Here is a 16686-nt window from a genome sequence, read left to right as displayed (position 1 = left end):
CAAATTCTTCGGGTAATAACAATAATGAGCCCAAGCCTGTCCGATACACCCGCGCTGTCACGGCGCGGCCTGCTCAAGTTCAGCCTCGGCGCGAGCGCTTTCCTGGCCACGGCCGGGTTGGGCGCGAGCCTCAGCGGATGTTCGTCGAGCATTCCGGCTGACGGTTTCGCGATGCTGCGCAGCGGCGATCTGCTGTTTTTGCGGGCGTTGATTCCGGTGATGCTCGAGGGGGCCGTGGTCGCCGGGAGTTTGCCGAGGGCGGTAGACCAGACCTTGCACAGCCTGGATAACAGCCTGAATCACCTGTCGCCGGAAATGCTCAAGCTGACCCGGCAGTTGTTCGATGTGCTGGGGATGGCCGTGACTCGTGGGCCACTGACCGGCATCTGGGGCAGTTGGGAAAACGCCAGCGCCGACGAGATCAGGCACTTTCTTGATCGCTGGGAAAACAGCTCGTTGAGCCTGTTGCGCATGGGGTACAGCTCGTTGCTGCAACTGGTGATGATGGCGTGGTACAGCCGGGTGGAATCGTGGGCGCATTGCGGGTATCCCGGGCCTCCCACGGTTTGAGACCGAGGCTTGCCCGCGAAGGCGTCAGCCGCATCACCACAGCCTCCAAAAACAATAAGAGAACCCGAACATGCCCGTACCCGATCCGTTCCGCGAAGGCATGGCCCGCGGCTGGAAAACCCACGACGGCTCGCAACTGACCGAAGACCTGGCCCTCGAAGCGGACGTCGCAATCATCGGCAGCGGCGCCGGTGGCGGGACGACGGCTGAAATCCTCAGCGCCGCCGGCTGCAAGGTGTTGCTGATCGAAGAAGGCCCGCTCAAGACCAGCAGCGATTTCAAGTTGCTCGAGGATCAGGCCTATACCAGCCTCTATCAGGAAGGCATCGGCCGCATGAGCAAGGACGGGGCGATCACCATCCTTCAAGGCCGGGCGGTGGGCGGCACTACGCTGATCAACTGGACGTCGAGCTTTCGCACCCCGGACCCGACGCTCGAGCATTGGGCCAGGGAGCACGACGTCAAAGGCCACAGCCCCACGGAGATGGCGCCATGGTTCGAGAAAATGGAACAGCGTCTCGGCGTCGCGCCGTGGATGGTTCCGCCCAACGCCAACAATGACGTGATCCGTAAGGGCTGCGAGAAGCTCGGTTACACCTGGCACGTCATCCCGCGCAACGTGCGTGGTTGCTGGAACCTCGGTTATTGCGGCATGGGCTGCCCGACCAACGCCAAACAATCGATGATGGTGACGACGATTCCAGCGACCCTGGAAAAGGGGGGTGAACTTATTTATCTGGCTCGCGCGGAAAAACTGGTGATCAAGGACGGCAAGGTCACGAGCCTGCAGTGCGTGGCGATGGACGACCGTTGCGTCACCCCCACGGGCAAGACGATCACGGTGAAGGCGCGGCATTACGTACTGGCCGGCGGCGGGATCAACAGCCCTGCGCTGCTGTTGCGCTCGGATGCGCCAGACCCGCACAAGCGGCTGGGAAAACGGACCTTTCTGCATCTGGTCAACATGTCCGCCGGGCTGTTCGACGAGGTGATCAATCCGTTCTACGGCGCGCCGCAGTCGATCTACTCCGACCACTTCCAATGGCAGGACGGCACGACCGGCAAGATGGCTTACAAACTCGAAGTGCCACCGCTGCACCCGGCGCTGGCGGCCACCCTGCTCGGCGGTTTCGGCACGGAAAACGCCCGGCACATGGAAAACCTGCCCCACACCCACGCCATGCTGGCGCTGCTGCGCGATGGTTTTCACCCGGACAGCCCCGGCGGCAGTGTCGAGCTGCGCGGTGACAACACGCCGGTGCTCGACTACCAGGTTTCAGCCTACGCCTGGGACGGTTTGCGCCGCGCGTTCCACAGCATGGCCGAGATCCAGTTCGCCGGTGGCGCCAACGCCGTCATGCCGATGCACGCCGACGCGCGCTACGTGAAAACCCTGGCCGAAGCACGCACGCTGATCGACGGTTTGAGCCTTGAGCTGTATCGCACTCGCCTGGGCAGTGCCCATGTGATGGGCGGTTGTGCCATGGGTGAAGACCCGAAAAATGCCGTGACCGACAGCCTTGGCCGGCACCATCAACTGAGCAACCTGTCGATCCACGACGGCTCGCTGTTCCCCACCAGCATTGGCGCGAACCCGCAATTGTCGGTCTACGGGCTGACGGCGCAACTGGCGACTTCGCTCGCCGAACGTTTGAAAAACCCGTGAAAAGAGCGAATATTCCCATCGTCTATAGTGCTTTCTTACCCAACAGGCGACTTGGCCGACCGGGAAGGCTGCGATACCATCCGACTCCCCAACGGACTCCCGCCAGGACGACGCGATGAACCGAGTGTTGTACCCAGGTACCTTCGACCCTATTACCAAGGGCCATGGCGACTTGGTCGAACGCGCCGCGCGCCTGTTCGATCATGTGATCATCGCCGTCGCTGCCAGCCCGAAGAAAAACCCGTTGTTTCCCCTGGAACAGCGTGTGGAGCTGGCCCGCGAGGTCACTAAACATCTGCCGAACGTTGAAGTCGTCGGCTTCTCGACGCTGTTGGCGCATTTCGCCAAAGAGAAGAACGCCAACGTGTTCCTGCGTGGTTTGCGCGCAGTGTCAGACTTCGAATACGAATTCCAGCTGGCCAACATGAACCGTCAGCTGGCGCCGGACGTGGAAAGCCTGTTTCTTACGCCGTCCGAGCGTTATTCGTTCATCTCCTCGACGCTGGTCCGTGAAATCGCGGCCCTGGGCGGCGATATCACCAAGTTCGTCCACCCTGCGGTGGCGGACGCCCTGACCGAACGCTTCAAGAAGTAGGAGCTGCCGCAGGCTGCGATCTTTTCACTTTATCGCGGCCCGCGTGCACTGCGCCCGCCAATGCGGCACAATTGCGCGCATTGGTTTATTGCGCCCGGGCCTTGCGCCCCGGCTGGAGTTAGCATGTCCCTGATCATCACCGACGATTGCATCAATTGCGACGTCTGCGAACCCGAGTGCCCGAACGCCGCCATCTCCCAGGGCGAAGAGATCTACGTGATCGACCCGAACCTGTGCACCCAGTGTGTCGGCCACTATGACGAACCTCAGTGCCAGCAGGTCTGCCCGGTGGATTGCATTCCACTGGACGAGGCGCATCCGGAGACTGAAGAGCAGTTGATGGAGAAGTACCGGAAGATTACCGGCAAGGCTTGAGAGCCTGAAAAGATCGCAGCCCTCGGCAGCGCCTACAGATACTTTGCGATCGCCTGTAGGAGCTGCCGAAGGCTGCGATCTTTTGATTTTTCCTTCCTCACTCCCGCTGCTCAAACCCCTCCCCGATACACCCCAGGCACCGCACGAACGCCGCCTTCGCCGGATCAACCACCAGCGCCTGCCCCGCATCGCCAACATTGCCGCCCAGTGCGGTGAACGGCAACGACACCACAAATGCCCCCGCGCCAATCACCGTTGCCGCGACCAGCAAAGGTCGGGCAATCAGCAAATCGCCGAGCATGGCGTAGGCCGGAGGGTTCTGGATGGTGTAGCGCGGATCACCGCTGCCGGTATTTGCCGCCAGCACTGGCGTACCAACGCTCAGCAACACAACGACGGCAGCGGTTCGAAGCAGGTTCATGGCTCGGTCCTATAACAGTGAGAACACTGACTATAGACCGTAGGAAATATCAGCTCTGACAGCGCGGGCAAAAGACGCTGGCACGCTGCCCGAGCTTGACTTCCCGCAGCTCTGTCCCGCACACCTTGCATGGCTGACTGCCACGGCCGTACACGAACAGTTCCTGCTGGAAATAACCCGGCTGACCGTCGCCGCCAATAAAGTCGCGCAACGTCGTACCGCCGCGCTCGATGGCGGCGGCCAGAATGCGTTTGATCTCGATGGCCAGCTTCAGATAGCGCGCCCGGGAAATGCTCTTGGCCTCGCGGCGCGGGTCGATACCGGCCGCAAACAACGCTTCGGTGGCGTAGATATTACCGACGCCGACCACCACCGCGTTGTCCATGATGAACGGCTTGACCGCCATCGAACGCCCGCGGGACTGCTGGAACAAGCGCTCGCCGTCGAACAGGTCGGTCAACGGCTCCGGCCCCAGGCGAATCAACAGTTCGTGGTTGAGCGGGTCGAGGCTCCAGAGCATCGCGCCGAACCGTCGCGGGTCGGTATAACGCAGGGCCAGGCCCGATTCCAGTTCGATGTCCACATGCTCATGCTTGGCGGCCGGCATGCCGACTTCCACCAAACGCAAATTGCCCGACATCCCCAAATGACTGATCAACGTGCCCACTTCGGCATTGATCAGCAGGTACTTGGCGCGCCGTTCCACCAGCACGATACGCTGGCCGGAGAGGCGCACATCCAGGTCTTCAGGGATCGGCCAGCGCAGGCGACGGTCACGCACGATCACCCGGCTGACGCGCTGGCCTTCCAGGTGCGGCGCAATACCGCGGCGGGTGGTTTCGACTTCCGGCAGTTCAGGCATGGTGCTCTCGAATCAGGCTTTCACCACACTCAGCGGTGAGCGCCGAGGTCGCGAATCGTTTGTTTGAGGGTTTCGAAGTCGTAGTCCGAAAGGCCGACGTAATCGAGCACCAGCGCCGAAATGCTGTTCCATTCGTGGTCATCGTTCTGGTTGCCCAGTACCCGGTAGGACGCACAAATGTGCTCGGCCATCTTCAGGATCGCCAGCAGGTTTTTCAGCTGGCTGTTGCGCGATGACTCATCGCTGAAAATCGCCAGTGCATTGTGGTGATTGGCGATCGCCGTGCTCACGTGCTCAGGCAGACGCCAGGATTTGGCCGTGTAGTAACCGACCACCGCATGGTTGGTATTGAACACCCGGTTTTCGGTGTCGACTATGCGGCATTCAGCACTGGCGTTGGCGTAGGCTTCTTCCAGAACAGTCATGTAGTTGGGGAAGCGCTGCAACATCAGCGGCACGCCGCAATCGTGGAACAGGCCCAAGGCGTACGCTTCATCGCCGGCCTGGACGCCGATGCGCTTGGCCAGGGTCAGGCAAGTCATCGCCACGTCCTGAGCGGTGTCCCAGAATCGGTTCAGGGTGACGATGGTGTCATCGTTCATTTCGCCCTTGATCGACTGCGCGTTGATCAGGTTGATGATCGAACGGCTACCCAGCAGATTCACCGCACGCTGGATCGAGGCGATCTTGTTGCTCAAGCCGTAATACGGCGAGTTGACGATTTTCAGCAGGGAACCAGAGAGGCCCGGGTCCTGGGAGATCAGCTTGGCGATCACCTCCAGATCCGGGTCGGGCATGTACTGCTCCATCTGCAGATCCACCATGATCTGCGGCTGGGCCGGCACGCTGATGCCTTGCAGGGACTGTTGGATCTGTTCGGTGGTCAGCTCTTGGGACATAAGTACACACTCTGGGACAGGTGGCGATTCTAACCTTTATAAAGTTGGATCCGACACCATGGTCGGCTCATCATCTGAAGTTTCATAAAATTCCCAATCCGTCTCCTGAGCGCAATGCATTTCCCTGTGGCGAGGGAGCTTGCTCCCGCTCGGCTGCGAAGCAGACGTAAATCCAGCGAATGCAGCCGCCTGATGTACTGCAACAGCCGTTTTCGGGACGGCTCCGCCGTCCAGCGGGAGCAAGCTCCCTTGCCACATGTCCACCTCCAAACCTGGCAGCGCTGCAACACGCTATACTCCCGCTCTTTTTTCCGGAGCGACGTCATGTCCCTGCCTAGCCTGCGCCTCAAAGCCAACGCCGACCGTCGCCTGCGAAACGGTCACTTGTGGGTCTACAGCAACGAAATCGATGTGGCCGCCACCCCTTTGCACGGTTTCAAGGCCGGCGACCAGGCGATCCTCGAAGCGGCCGGCGGCAAACCGCTGGGCATCGTCGCCATGAGCCCGAACAACCTGATCTGCGCCCGCCTGCTGTCGCGCGACATCAAGTTGCCGCTGGACAAATCGTTGCTGGTGCATCGTCTGAACGTTGCCCTGTCCCTGCGTGATCGCCTGTTCGACAAGCCGTTCTATCGCCTGGTCTACGGCGACTCCGACCTGTTGCCAGGCCTGGTGGTCGACCGTTTCGGCGACATCCTGGTGGTGCAGATCGCTTCGGCGACCATGGAAGCGCATAAAGATGACGTGATCGCGGCGCTGACCCAAGTGCTCAAGCCAAGCGGCATTCTGTTCAAGAACGACTCCGCCGCCCGTGACGCCGAAGGCCTCAACCGCTACGTCGAAACCGTGTTCGGCCTGGTGCCGGAGTGGGTCGCGCTGGAAGAGAACGGCGTGAAATTCGAAGCGCCGGTCATCCAGGGCCAGAAAACCGGCTGGTTCTACGACCACCGCATGAACCGCGCACGCCTGGCCCCTTATGCCAAAGGCAAACGCGTACTCGACCTCTACAGCTACATCGGCGGTTGGGGCGTGCAAGCGGCCGCCTTCGGCGCCAGTGAAGTGTTCTGCGTCGACGCGTCGGCCTTCGCCCTCGATGGCGTGGAACGTAACGCTGCGCTGAACGGTTTTGCCGAGAAAATGACCTGCATCGAAGGCGACGTTTTCGAAGCCCTGAAAGAGCTGAAAGCCAGCGAAGAACGTTTCGACGTGATCGTGGCCGACCCTCCGGCGTTCATCAAACGCAAGAAAGACATGAAAAACGGCGAAGGCGCCTACCGTCGCCTGAACGAGCAAGCCATGCGCCTGCTCAGCAAGGACGGCATCCTGGTCAGCGCTTCGTGCTCGATGCACCTGCCGGAAGACGACCTGCAGAACATCCTGCTGACCAGCGCCCGCCACCTGGACCGCAACATTCAGATGCTGGAGCGTGGCGGCCAGGGTCCGGACCATCCGGTGCACCCGGCGATTGCTGAAACCCGTTACATCAAGAGCATTACTTGCCGGTTGCTGCCAAACAGCTAACAACACGAAACACTGTAGGAGCGAGCTTGCTCGCTCCTACAACTGATTCGGAAGTTTCCTGCGCCCTCATGCATTGACTTCCATATCCATCAGGTCAACTCTCGGCCCCCCTCACGGATCGAGAGCGTTGTTGATGACCCCTTCCACGCATACCGCAAAAAAATCGTCGCTCATCCTGCTTTTGATGACGATGACGCTACTGGGTGTATTCCCGCTGGACGTCGTACTCCCGTCCTTTCCCGCGCTCTCTGACTACTTCCAGACCTCAGCCTCCGACATTGCCCTTTCGGTCAGTCTGTTCGCCATCGGTCTTGCGCTATCGGTGGTGCTGGTCGGACCGTTGTCGGATTTGTGGGGGCGCAAGACCCTGTTGCTGACCGGTATCGCCATCTCGGTGGTCGGTGCAACCGGTTGCCTGCTTTCCAGCGAATACAGCGGGTTCCTGGTGTTTCGAGTCATTCAGGCCGTGGGTTGCGGTTCCTTTGTGCTGTCGCAGGCGCTGATCCAGGATCTGTTCGTCGGCAAGGAACAGGAACGAATCAGGATCTGGATGACCACCGCCGCGGGGGTGTTCATTTCCATCTCGCCGCTGCTCGGAACCTGGCTGCAAATGCATCTGGGCTGGGAGGGGCAGCTTCTATGTCTTTATCGCGTTGGCAGCGATTGTCTGGATAAAGGCTGGCGTCTTGCTCAAGGAGAGCCCACGCAGTCGGAATGCGGCGCCCGGTCGTTTTTTCAGTGCCTATTGGCGGCTGTGTTCCGACCTGCGCTTCATGGGTTACTGGCTTATTTCCGGCCTGGCCTTCGCCTGCCATTTTTCATTCATTGTCATGTCACCGATCATTTTCATGGAACGCCTGGCACTCTCGCCCTACGAATTTGCCTGGACATTGTTGCTGTACGGCGTGGCCTATGTGTTCGGCGGGATAGTCGCCAGTGCGCTGCATCGGCGTCTGCCGGCCAATTCGCAGATCGTGATCGGCCTGGGGCTTATCGCACTGTCGGGGTTGGTCATGCTGTGGCTGGCGAATCAGTTCGGGCTCACTGCCGCTGCGGTGCTGATCCCCATGCTCATTTGCACGGCCGGCACCACCATTGCCCGGCCTATCGCCAACTCCAAAGCCATGACCCTTTATCCACAGGATGCCGGTACGTCCTCATCGGTCGGCGGCGTCATGATCTTCCTCTGCGGCGGGGTGATCAGTGTGGTGATCAATCTCGCGTCCGCAGATCTCACCACGGCACTCGCCTTGTGTTTCCTGGTCCTGAGCGCGGCAGGCCTTGGTTTGAACGCGCTGATCATGCAGCGCAATCTGGCGTTGAACGCGAGTTGATAAACGCCGGTCGTCATCCCGCACACGCCACGGTTGCCGGATCAATGCTTCCCGGCATTCCCTCCTGACGCCAGCCGTGTAGAATCGCGACATTCATCGCCAGTCATCCCCCGGCGGGTTTATGAGCTCAAGCTGAAGCGCGCGGCGATCCCGCAAAGTTATCGGCAACTTCCGGACACACGGCCATTTCTGAGTGTTCCAGACGTCAATAGAAGCTCACTTCCCTTTTGATACCTGATTAGCCGCCCGGAGTGCTTCATGCCTGATTACCGCTCGAAAACATCCACCCACGGCCGCAACATGGCCGGTGCCCGCGCACTGTGGCGCGCCACGGGGATGAAAGATGACGACTTCAAAAAGCCGATCATCGCCATTGCCAACTCGTTCACCCAATTCGTACCGGGCCACGTCCACCTCAAGGACCTGGGCCAACTGGTCGCCCGCGAAATCGAACGCGCCGGCGGTGTAGCGAAAGAATTCAACACCATCGCTGTCGATGACGGCATCGCCATGGGCCACGACGGCATGCTGTATTCGCTGCCGAGCCGCGAGATCATCGCCGACTCCGTCGAATACATGGTCAACGCCCACTGCGCCGACGCCATCGTCTGCATCTCCAACTGCGACAAGATCACCCCTGGCATGCTGATGGCTGCCCTGCGCCTGAACATCCCGGTGATCTTCGTCTCCGGCGGCCCGATGGAAGCCGGCAAGACCAAACTGGCCAGCCACGGTCTCGACCTGGTCGACGCCATGGTGATCGCCGCCGACTCCAGCGCTTCTGACGAGAAAGTCGCCGAGTACGAGCGTAGCGCCTGCCCGACCTGCGGTTCGTGCTCCGGCATGTTCACCGCCAACTCGATGAACTGCCTGGTTGAAGCCCTGGGCCTGGCCTTGCCGGGCAACGGTTCGACCCTGGCGACCCACAGCGACCGCGAGCAACTGTTCCTGCAGGCTGGCCGCACCATCGTCGAGCTGTGCAAGCGTTACTACGGTGAGAACGACGAGTCGGTATTGCCGCGCAACATCGCCAACTTCAAGGCGTTCGAAAACGCCATGACCCTGGACATCGCCATGGGCGGTTCCACCAATACCATCCTGCACTTGCTGGCCGCCGCCCAGGAAGCCGAGATCGATTTCGACCTGCGCGATATCGACCGTCTCTCGCGCAACGTGCCGCAACTGTGCAAAGTCGCGCCGAACATCCAGAAGTACCACATGGAAGACGTGCACCGCGCCGGCGGGATCTTCAGCATCCTCGGCTCGCTGGCCCGTGGCGGCCTGCTGCACACCGACCTGCCGACCGTGCACAGCAAGACCCTGGCCGAAGGCATCGCCAAGTGGGACATCACCCAGACCGACGACGAAGCGGTGCATCACTTCTTCAAGGCTGGCCCGGCGGGCATCCCGACACAAACCGCGTTCAGCCAGTCGACCCGTTGGGAAACCCTGGACGACGACCGTGAAAACGGCTGCATCCGCAGTGTCGAACACGCGTACTCGAAAGAAGGCGGCCTGGCCGTTCTCTACGGCAACATCGCGCTGGACGGCTGCGTGGTGAAAACCGCCGGCGTCGACGAGTCGATCCACGTGTTCGAAGGCAACGCGAAGATCTTCGAAAGCCAGGACAGCGCCGTACGCGGCATCCTCGCGGACGAAGTGAAGGCCGGCGACATCGTGATCATCCGTTACGAAGGCCCGAAAGGCGGCCCAGGCATGCAGGAAATGCTGTACCCGACGTCCTACCTGAAATCCAAAGGCCTGGGCAAAGCCTGCGCCCTGCTGACTGACGGTCGTTTCTCCGGCGGTACTTCGGGCCTGTCCATCGGCCACGCTTCGCCGGAAGCGGCTGCCGGTGGCGCGATTGGCCTGGTGCAGGACGGCGACAAAGTGCTGATCGACATTCCGAACCGCTCGATCAACCTGTTGATCAGCGACGAAGAAATGGCCGGGCGCCGTGCCGAACAGGATCAGAAAGGCTGGAAGCCTGTGGAAAAACGTCCACGCAAGGTGACCACCGCACTGAAGGCCTACGCCCTGTTGGCGACCAGCGCCGACAAGGGTGCTGTGCGTAACAAGGCGATGCTTGACGGGCTGTAAGCGTCAATCGCAGAAATAAAAATGCCCCGCCAAGTGCGGGGCATTTTTTTGCTCTCGAAACCGGTTTGGCAACAGGCACACCAGTGACTGTGATACCGCCATCGCGGGCTTGCCCGCGATTGGAGCGACTCGGTCCTACTGGATTTCAGCCGGCGTCACGATCACCCAGTTCTTGTCCGCCGTCACCGGCAATCCTTCCTTGGCCTGGGCCGCAGCGTTTTTGGCCATCATGCCGTTAATCTGGGTCATGTATTTGTCCTTGCGGTTGACCCACAAGTGGATGCCGCCCTTGGCCACGTCGACGCTGTGGAACAGCATGTAACCGTCGCTGGTTGGGGTATCACCGCCCACCAGTACCGGTTTTTTCCACTCATCGATGTAGGTCAGGATCGCCGCGTGCTTGCCGGCCATCCAGGTCGCTGGAGTCCACAGGTACGGGGTCAGTTCGAGGCCGAGGTTGGCCTTCTCGTCATATTTGCCAGCGGTGATCTGTTTGCGCGCGGTGGTCAGCTCGCCGGACTTTTGATCCTTGAGCAGCAGGCTCACCCCGATCACATTCTGCGGTTTGACGTTGTAGCCGTACTTCGGATCGGCAGCGACCATGCGCACCAGCTCTTCAGAGGCGGCGGTCATCACGTAGACCTCGATGCCGTTCTCCATCAGTTTGTTGTAGAGCTCTTGCTGGCCGGTGAAGATTTTCGGCGGGTTGACGTCGAGGTTCTTGACCACGTCGCCTTCGTAATAAGTCGCGGGCACCGGTTTGCCGGACGCCATCAATTCGTCGACATAGCCTTTGAGTTCTTTAAGTGTGAAACCGGAGAACACCTGGGCGACCCATGGGTAGCAAACCATGTCGTCGACTTCACAGAGGCGGTAGTAGTAGCTGAACAGGCTTTCCTTGTGGTCGGCAGTGTCCTTGAACGGCATCAGTTTCAGGGAGGGGTCGAGTTTCTCGCGGGTGATCAGGCCCTTGTTTTCCATGTACGGCAGCAACGACTCTTCGAGGTCGTAGCGGTAACTGGTGTTGTCCATGTCGAACACCGCGTAGTTACCCTTGTTGGCGTTGGCCGCGATCATGGCGTCCAGCGCCTTCGCCTGATCGGCGGGCCAATGCTTCAAGTCCGTGGCGAACGCCTGGCCGGCGAGGCCAAGGCAAAGTGCAGCGAGCAGAAATTTCGGCGCGAGCTTCATCGACAGTTCTCCCTGATTCAAAGATATCGACGCTAACAAATACGTGTGACAGTCCTCGTCTGTCAGCGACCGCTCGCGTCCCTTTCGCGTCAGCTGCATCCCTGACAGCGACATCCGCTTATTCCAAAAACGACAGCTATCAGACTTTTTTGGTATTAAATCATTGTAAATCAAGCTGTTAGGCTTGCCGGTTCGCAACTGCCCCGGAAGGCAGTTGGCACATGTCTAATGGGAGTTCCAATGAACCTGCCGCTGATTCTCAACCTGCTGGTGTTCCTCGCCCTGCTCTTCGGTCTCGCGCAAACCCGTCACACGACGTGGAGCCTGGCTAAAAAAGTCCTGCTCGCTTTGGTGTTGGGCGTTGTGTTCGGTGTCGCACTGCACACGATTTACGGTGCCGGCAATCCGGTGCTGAAAGCGTCGATCGGCTGGTTCGATCTGGTGGGCAACGGTTACGTGCAGTTGCTGCAAATGATCGTGATCCCGCTGGTGTTCGCCTCGATCCTCAGCGCCGTGGCACGCCTGCACAATGCTTCGTCGCTGGGCAAGATCAGCTTCCTGACCATCGGCACGCTGCTGTTCACCACTGCCATCGCGGCGCTGATCGGTATCGGCCTGACCAACCTGTTCGGCCTCACGGCTGAAGGCCTGGTGGCCGGCACGCAGGAAATGGCCCGTCTGCAAACCATTCAGAGCGACTACGCGGGCAAGGTTGCCGACCTGAATGTGCCGCAGTTGCTGCTGTCGTTCATCCCGCAAAACCCGTTCGCCGACCTGGCGCGGGCCAAGCCGACGTCGATCATCAGCGTGGTGATTTTCGCCGCGTTCCTCGGCGTCGCCGCTTTGCAATTGCTGAAGGATGATGTCGAGAAAGGTCAGAAAGTGATCAACGCCATCGACACCCTGCAAGCCTGGGTGATGCGCCTGGTGCGCCTGGTGATGAAGCTGACTCCGTACGGCGTATTGGCCCTGATGACCAAAGTGGTCGCCGGTTCCAACTTGCAAGACATCATCAAGCTCGGCAGTTTTGTGGTGGTGTCCTACATCGGCCTGGGCCTGATGTTTGTGGTCCACGGCGTGCTGGTGTCGGCGGCCGGGATCAACCCGCTGCGCTTCTTCCGCAAGATCTGGCCGGTGCTGACGTTTGCCTTCACCAGCCGTTCGAGTGCAGCGACGATTCCGTTGAGCATTGAGGCGCAGACCAGCCGCCTGGGCATTCCGCAGTCCATCGCCAGTTTCGCCGCTTCGTTCGGCGCGACTATTGGCCAGAATGGCTGCGCCGGTCTGTACCCGGCAATGTTGGCGGTGATGGTGGCGCCGACCGTGGGCATCAACCCGCTGGACCCGCTGTGGATCGCGACGCTGGTGGCGATTGTGACGCTGAGCTCGGCCGGCGTGGCCGGGGTGGGGGGTGGCGCAACGTTCGCGGCGCTGATCGTGTTGCCGGCGATGGGCTTGCCGGTGTCACTGGTGGCGTTGCTGATTTCGGTTGAGCCGCTGATTGATATGGGGCGTACGGCGTTGAACGTGAGCGGTTCGATCACGGCCGGGGCGATTACCAGCCAGATCATGCAGCAGACAGATAAAGCGCTGCTGGATGCGGATGAGCATTCGGCGTTGGCTCACGCTTAAATTCTTCAGCGTCTGAACTGGCCTCATCGCCAGCAGGCTGGCTCCCACAGGGATTTTGTGGTGTTCACACAATCTGTGTTTCACCCCAAACCCACTGTGGGAGCCAGCCTGCTGGCGATGCTTTTAAGCCTTTTCCCAGACTTCGAAGTTGTACGCCGGTTTGTCGCCTTCGGCCGGATTCGGGGTGTTAGACACCAACTTCCACTGCGTCAAATCAAACTCTGGAAACCACGCATCCCCTTCCGGGCTCAATGCCACGCGTGTCAGGTACAACCGATCCGCTTGAGCCATTCCTTGCGCATACAACTGCGCGCCGCCAATCAGCATCAACTCATCGACGCCCTGCTCCTTCGCCCACTCTTCAGCGCGAACCACCGCAGCTTCCAGCGACGGATAAACTTCCGCGCCTTCCAGCACCAGATCCGCCTGACGACTGACCACGATGTTCAACCGCCCCGGCAGCGGACGACCGAGGGAATCCCAGGTCTTGCGCCCCATGATGATCGGCTTGCCCAAGGTGGTGGCCTTGAAGTATTTGAAGTCCCCCGGCAGGTGCCAGGGCATGCTGTTGTCGACGCCGATCACGCGGTTTTCACCGAGGGCTGCGATCAGGCTGAGGGGGAGTGATTTAGTCATGCCGGCGAGGATACCAGAGCCCCCCGTACCCCGATAAGCGTCACAGCGGTTATGCTCACAGCTCGATTGAGCGACGGGATGCCGCGTGACTGAACTGAATAACCTATGGCTGACAGAAACCATCCGCCTGCGTGAAGAACACGCCGGCCCTCTGGATGACCTGGAAGCCAACAGACTGGCCCGCACTGCCGGCGGCGATCTGCCGACGAGGATTGCGCGCCGCGCCGTGTGGCTGGCCGAGCGCGATGGACTGACCGAAGCCCTCAGGCATTGGCTGCAAGGCGCACGACTGGCATTGATCGTCATGGCCGTGCTGGCCGTGGTCAGTGGCGCCGGGCTGGCGTTTGCCGCGATGGGTGACGGTCAGACACCGGTGAATGTGTTTTGGGCCTTGGGCAGTCTGCTCGGGCTGAACCTGATTCTGCTGCTGAGCTGGGCCATGGGCCTGGTGTTTGCCGGCGAACACGGCGCAACGCTGGGACGCTTGTGGTTGTGGCTCAGCGAAAAACTCGCCCGCGACGCCAAAGCCGCGCAACTGGCGCCCGCGCTGCTGTTGCTGCTGCAACGACAAAAACTCAATCGCTGGGCGCTCGGCGTGCTGGTCAACGGCTTGTGGTTACTGGCGATGCTGAGCGCGCTGGTGATTCTGCTGATGCTGATGGCGACCCGGCGTTATGGCTTCGTCTGGGAAACCACCCTGCTCAGCACCGACACCTTCGTGACCATGACCCAAATGCTGGGTGCACTGCCCGCCGTGCTGGGGTTCAACGTGCCAACGATGGAGATGATCCGCGCCAGTGGCGATGCCGCGCTGAACATCGAAAGCGCCCGCCAGGCCTGGGCCACCTGGCTGGTTGGCGTGCTGGTGATTTACGGCATTGTGCCGCGCCTGCTCTTGGCGTTGTTCTGCCTGTGGCGCTGGAAAAGCGGCCGCGCAAACCTGCATCTGGACCTGAACCTGCCCGGTTACGCCCAACTGCGCGAACGCCTGATGCCCACCAGCGAACGCCTGGGCATCAGCGACGCGGCGCCCGCGCAACTTCATCGGGTGGAAAGCGCTGTCAGCGATCTGCAAAGCGATGGCGCACTGCTGGTGGCCATTGAGCTGGACGAACAACGCCCATGGCCGCCACAACTGCCTGAAAACGTGAGCGACGCGGGCATCCTCGACAGCCGTGAATCGCGTAACAAACTCCTCGAACAGCTCAGCCGTTTTCCTCCGGCCCGCCTGGCCATCGCCTGCGATCCACGGCGCTCGCCGGATCGCGGCAGCCTCGCCTTGATCGCCGAACTGGCCCGCAGCGCCAGCGCTACCCGCGTCTGGTTGCTGCAAGCGCCGCCCGGCGAAGCGCTGGATGCCGAGCGCCTCGGCGACTGGCACGTGGCGCTGCAGCAACTGAATCTGCCCTTCGCCGACTGCGCGCCGCTGAACTGGCTGGAGACCGGTCATGACTAATTCGTGGAAAGCGCCGTTGAAGCTCGCCGTGGTCGGCCACACCAACGTCGGCAAAACCTCGTTGCTGCGCACGTTGACCCGTGATGTCGGTTTCGGCGAAGTCTCCCATCGCCCGAGTACCACGCGACACGTCGAAGGCGCGCGGTTGTCGGTGGACGGCGAGCCCTTGCTCGACCTGTTCGACACGCCGGGACTGGAAGACGCCATCGCCCTGCTCGACTACCTCGAACGCCTGGAACGTCCCGGTGAACGCCTCGACGGCCCGGCGCGGCTGGCGCGCTTTCTTGAAGGAAGTGAAGCCCGGCAGCGTTTCGAGCAAGAAGCCAAAGTGCTGCGGCAACTGCTCACCTGCGACGCCGGCCTCTATGTGATCGACGCCCGCGAACCGGTGTTGGCCAAATACCGCGACGAACTGGAAGTCCTCGCCAGCTGCGGCAAACCGTTACTGCCGGTGTTGAATTTCGTCAGCAGTGCCAACCACCGCGAACCGGACTGGCGCGAAGCGCTGGCACGGCTGGGCTTGCACGCCCTGGTGCGTTTCGACAGCGTGGCGCCGCCGGAGGATGGCGAACGTCGGCTCTATGAAAGCCTCGCGCTGCTGCTGGAAAACTCCCGCGAGCAACTGGAACGACTGATCGCCGATCAGCAAGCCCAGCGCCTGGCCCGCCAACAAAGCGCGGCGCGGCTGATTGCTGAATTGTTGATCGATTGCGCAGCGTGTCGGCGCAGCGTGGTCAGCGATGCGGAACAGGAACAGCAAGCCATCAGCGAACTGCGCAAAGCCGTTCGGCAACGGGAACAGCGCTGTGTCGAAGCGTTGCTCAAGCTCTTCGCCTTCCGCCCTCAGGACGCGGCGGCCAGTGATCTGCCGCTGCTCGACGGTCGTTGGGGCGATGATCTGTTCAATCCGGAAACCCTCAAGCAACTGGGCGTGCGGGTCGGCGGAGGTATCGCGGCGGGGGCGGCGGCCGGGGCCGGGGTGGATTTGCTGGTCGGCGGTTTGACCCTCGGCGCGGCGGCACTGGCTGGCGCGATTGCCGGCGGCGCGCTGCAAACCGCACGCAGTTATGGCAGCCGGTTGCTGGGCAAGATCAAGGGTCAGCGAGAGTTGACGGTCGATGACAGCGTGTTGCGGTTGTTGGCATTGCGTCAGCGGCAATTGCTTCAGGCGTTGAATGCACGTGGGCACGCGGCGATGGACAGCATTCAAGTCGCCACGCCGCAGGACAAGAGTTGGCGCGAAGGCAAACTGCCCGAAGCCCTGAACAAGGCTCGGGCGCATCCGCAGTGGTCGTCGCTGAATTCGCAGGCGAAGTTGAGTCAGGCGGAGCGGCAGGAGCAGGTTGAGGTGTTGGCGCAGCAGCTGTAAAACTACAGTGTCTGGGCCGGCCTCATCGCGCCTCGGCGCCTATGTCCTAAGCCCTAAGC

General features: G+C 61.1%; 14 protein-coding genes and 1 pseudogene. 10 read left to right on the top strand and 5 right to left on the bottom strand.

Annotation, left to right across the window (positions count from 1 at the left end):
* The first annotated feature begins 24 nt into the window (after nucleotides 1-24).
* The 4 genes from ACM6IQ_RS25615 (at nucleotide 25) to ACM6IQ_RS25600 (ending at nucleotide 3206) form a co-directional block, all read left to right on the top strand.
* Nucleotides 25-570, top strand: coding sequence for a twin-arginine translocation pathway signal protein (locus tag ACM6IQ_RS25615; RefSeq protein WP_414880150.1), 546 nt, complete (start codon nucleotides 25-27; stop codon nucleotides 568-570).
* Nucleotides 571-640: 70 nt separating this feature from the next.
* Complete coding sequence (locus ACM6IQ_RS25610; RefSeq protein WP_414880149.1) at nucleotides 641-2236, top strand: GMC family oxidoreductase N-terminal domain-containing protein; 1596 nt, start codon at nucleotides 641-643, stop codon at nucleotides 2234-2236.
* Nucleotides 2237-2351: 115 nt separating this feature from the next.
* Entirely contained in the window at nucleotides 2352-2831 is a 480-nt protein-coding gene (gene coaD / locus ACM6IQ_RS25605; protein WP_007945531.1) for a pantetheine-phosphate adenylyltransferase, read from the top strand.
* Nucleotides 2832-2954: 123 nt separating this feature from the next.
* On the top strand, nucleotides 2955-3206 hold the full coding sequence (locus ACM6IQ_RS25600) for a YfhL family 4Fe-4S dicluster ferredoxin (protein ID WP_003195146.1): 252 nt from the start codon (nucleotides 2955-2957) through the stop codon (nucleotides 3204-3206).
* A 97-nt stretch (nucleotides 3207-3303) separates the two neighbouring features.
* On the opposite strand, the gene ACM6IQ_RS25595 is transcribed toward ACM6IQ_RS25600, so the two are convergent.
* From ACM6IQ_RS25595 to ACM6IQ_RS25585, 3 genes are read right to left on the bottom strand one after another with little or no spacing between them, the layout of a single operon-like run.
* Complete coding sequence (locus ACM6IQ_RS25595) at nucleotides 3304-3627, bottom strand: hypothetical protein (RefSeq protein WP_017341302.1); 324 nt, start codon at nucleotides 3625-3627, stop codon at nucleotides 3304-3306.
* A gap of 49 nt (nucleotides 3628-3676) precedes the next feature.
* Nucleotides 3677-4489 (bottom strand): bifunctional DNA-formamidopyrimidine glycosylase/DNA-(apurinic or apyrimidinic site) lyase, encoded by an 813-nt coding sequence (mutM, locus tag ACM6IQ_RS25590; protein WP_017341303.1) that lies wholly within the window; start codon nucleotides 4487-4489, stop codon nucleotides 3677-3679.
* A 29-nt stretch (nucleotides 4490-4518) separates the two neighbouring features.
* On the bottom strand, nucleotides 4519-5334 hold the full coding sequence (locus tag ACM6IQ_RS25585) for an HDOD domain-containing protein (protein ID WP_162491074.1): 816 nt from the start codon (nucleotides 5332-5334) through the stop codon (nucleotides 4519-4521).
* A 378-nt stretch (nucleotides 5335-5712) separates the two neighbouring features.
* Between ACM6IQ_RS25585 and ACM6IQ_RS25580 the strand changes: the two genes are divergently transcribed.
* The 3 genes and pseudogenes from ACM6IQ_RS25580 (at nucleotide 5713) to ilvD (ending at nucleotide 10343) form a co-directional block, all read left to right on the top strand.
* Complete coding sequence (locus ACM6IQ_RS25580; RefSeq protein WP_017341306.1) at nucleotides 5713-6909, top strand: class I SAM-dependent rRNA methyltransferase; 1197 nt, start codon at nucleotides 5713-5715, stop codon at nucleotides 6907-6909.
* A gap of 133 nt (nucleotides 6910-7042) precedes the next feature.
* Nucleotides 7043-8243 (top strand): annotated as a pseudogene (locus ACM6IQ_RS25575) (Bcr/CflA family efflux MFS transporter).
* Nucleotides 8244-8501: 258 nt separating this feature from the next.
* Nucleotides 8502-10343, top strand: a complete 1842-nt coding sequence (gene ilvD, locus ACM6IQ_RS25570) for a dihydroxy-acid dehydratase (protein WP_017341308.1) — start codon at nucleotides 8502-8504, stop codon at nucleotides 10341-10343.
* A gap of 135 nt (nucleotides 10344-10478) precedes the next feature.
* Here ilvD and ACM6IQ_RS25565 read toward each other — a convergent pair whose 3' ends face one another.
* Nucleotides 10479-11534 (bottom strand): phosphorylcholine phosphatase, encoded by a 1056-nt coding sequence (locus ACM6IQ_RS25565; RefSeq protein ID WP_017341309.1) that lies wholly within the window; start codon nucleotides 11532-11534, stop codon nucleotides 10479-10481.
* A 240-nt stretch (nucleotides 11535-11774) separates the two neighbouring features.
* Between ACM6IQ_RS25565 and ACM6IQ_RS25560 the strand changes: the two genes are divergently transcribed.
* Nucleotides 11775-13166: an L-cystine transporter gene (locus ACM6IQ_RS25560; protein ID WP_414880148.1), complete on the top strand. Its 1392-nt coding sequence runs from the start codon at nucleotides 11775-11777 to the stop codon at nucleotides 13164-13166.
* A 123-nt stretch (nucleotides 13167-13289) separates the two neighbouring features.
* On the opposite strand, the gene ACM6IQ_RS25555 is transcribed toward ACM6IQ_RS25560, so the two are convergent.
* Nucleotides 13290-13802 carry a dihydrofolate reductase gene (locus ACM6IQ_RS25555; RefSeq protein ID WP_017341311.1) on the bottom strand — a complete coding sequence of 171 codons (513 nt, stop codon included), beginning with the start codon at nucleotides 13800-13802 and terminating at the stop codon, nucleotides 13290-13292.
* An 85-nt stretch (nucleotides 13803-13887) separates the two neighbouring features.
* Between ACM6IQ_RS25555 and ACM6IQ_RS25550 the strand changes: the two genes are divergently transcribed.
* Entirely contained in the window at nucleotides 13888-15258 is a 1371-nt protein-coding gene (locus ACM6IQ_RS25550; RefSeq protein WP_414880147.1) for a DUF2868 domain-containing protein, read from the top strand.
* Nucleotides 15251-16627 (top strand): GTPase/DUF3482 domain-containing protein, encoded by a 1377-nt coding sequence (locus ACM6IQ_RS25545; RefSeq protein ID WP_414880146.1) that lies wholly within the window; start codon nucleotides 15251-15253, stop codon nucleotides 16625-16627. The genes ACM6IQ_RS25550 and ACM6IQ_RS25545 overlap by 8 nt, the downstream gene beginning before the upstream one ends.
* Nucleotides 16628-16686: the final 59 nt, after the last annotated feature.

It is taken from the genome of Pseudomonas sp. IT-P100, from assembly GCF_949767185.1.
In the GTDB taxonomy this organism is placed as follows: domain Bacteria; phylum Pseudomonadota; class Gammaproteobacteria; order Pseudomonadales; family Pseudomonadaceae; genus Aquipseudomonas; species Aquipseudomonas fluorescens_B.
Note: the sequence above shows the minus strand (reverse complement) of the source record. Positions and strands in the feature narration are given on the sequence as shown.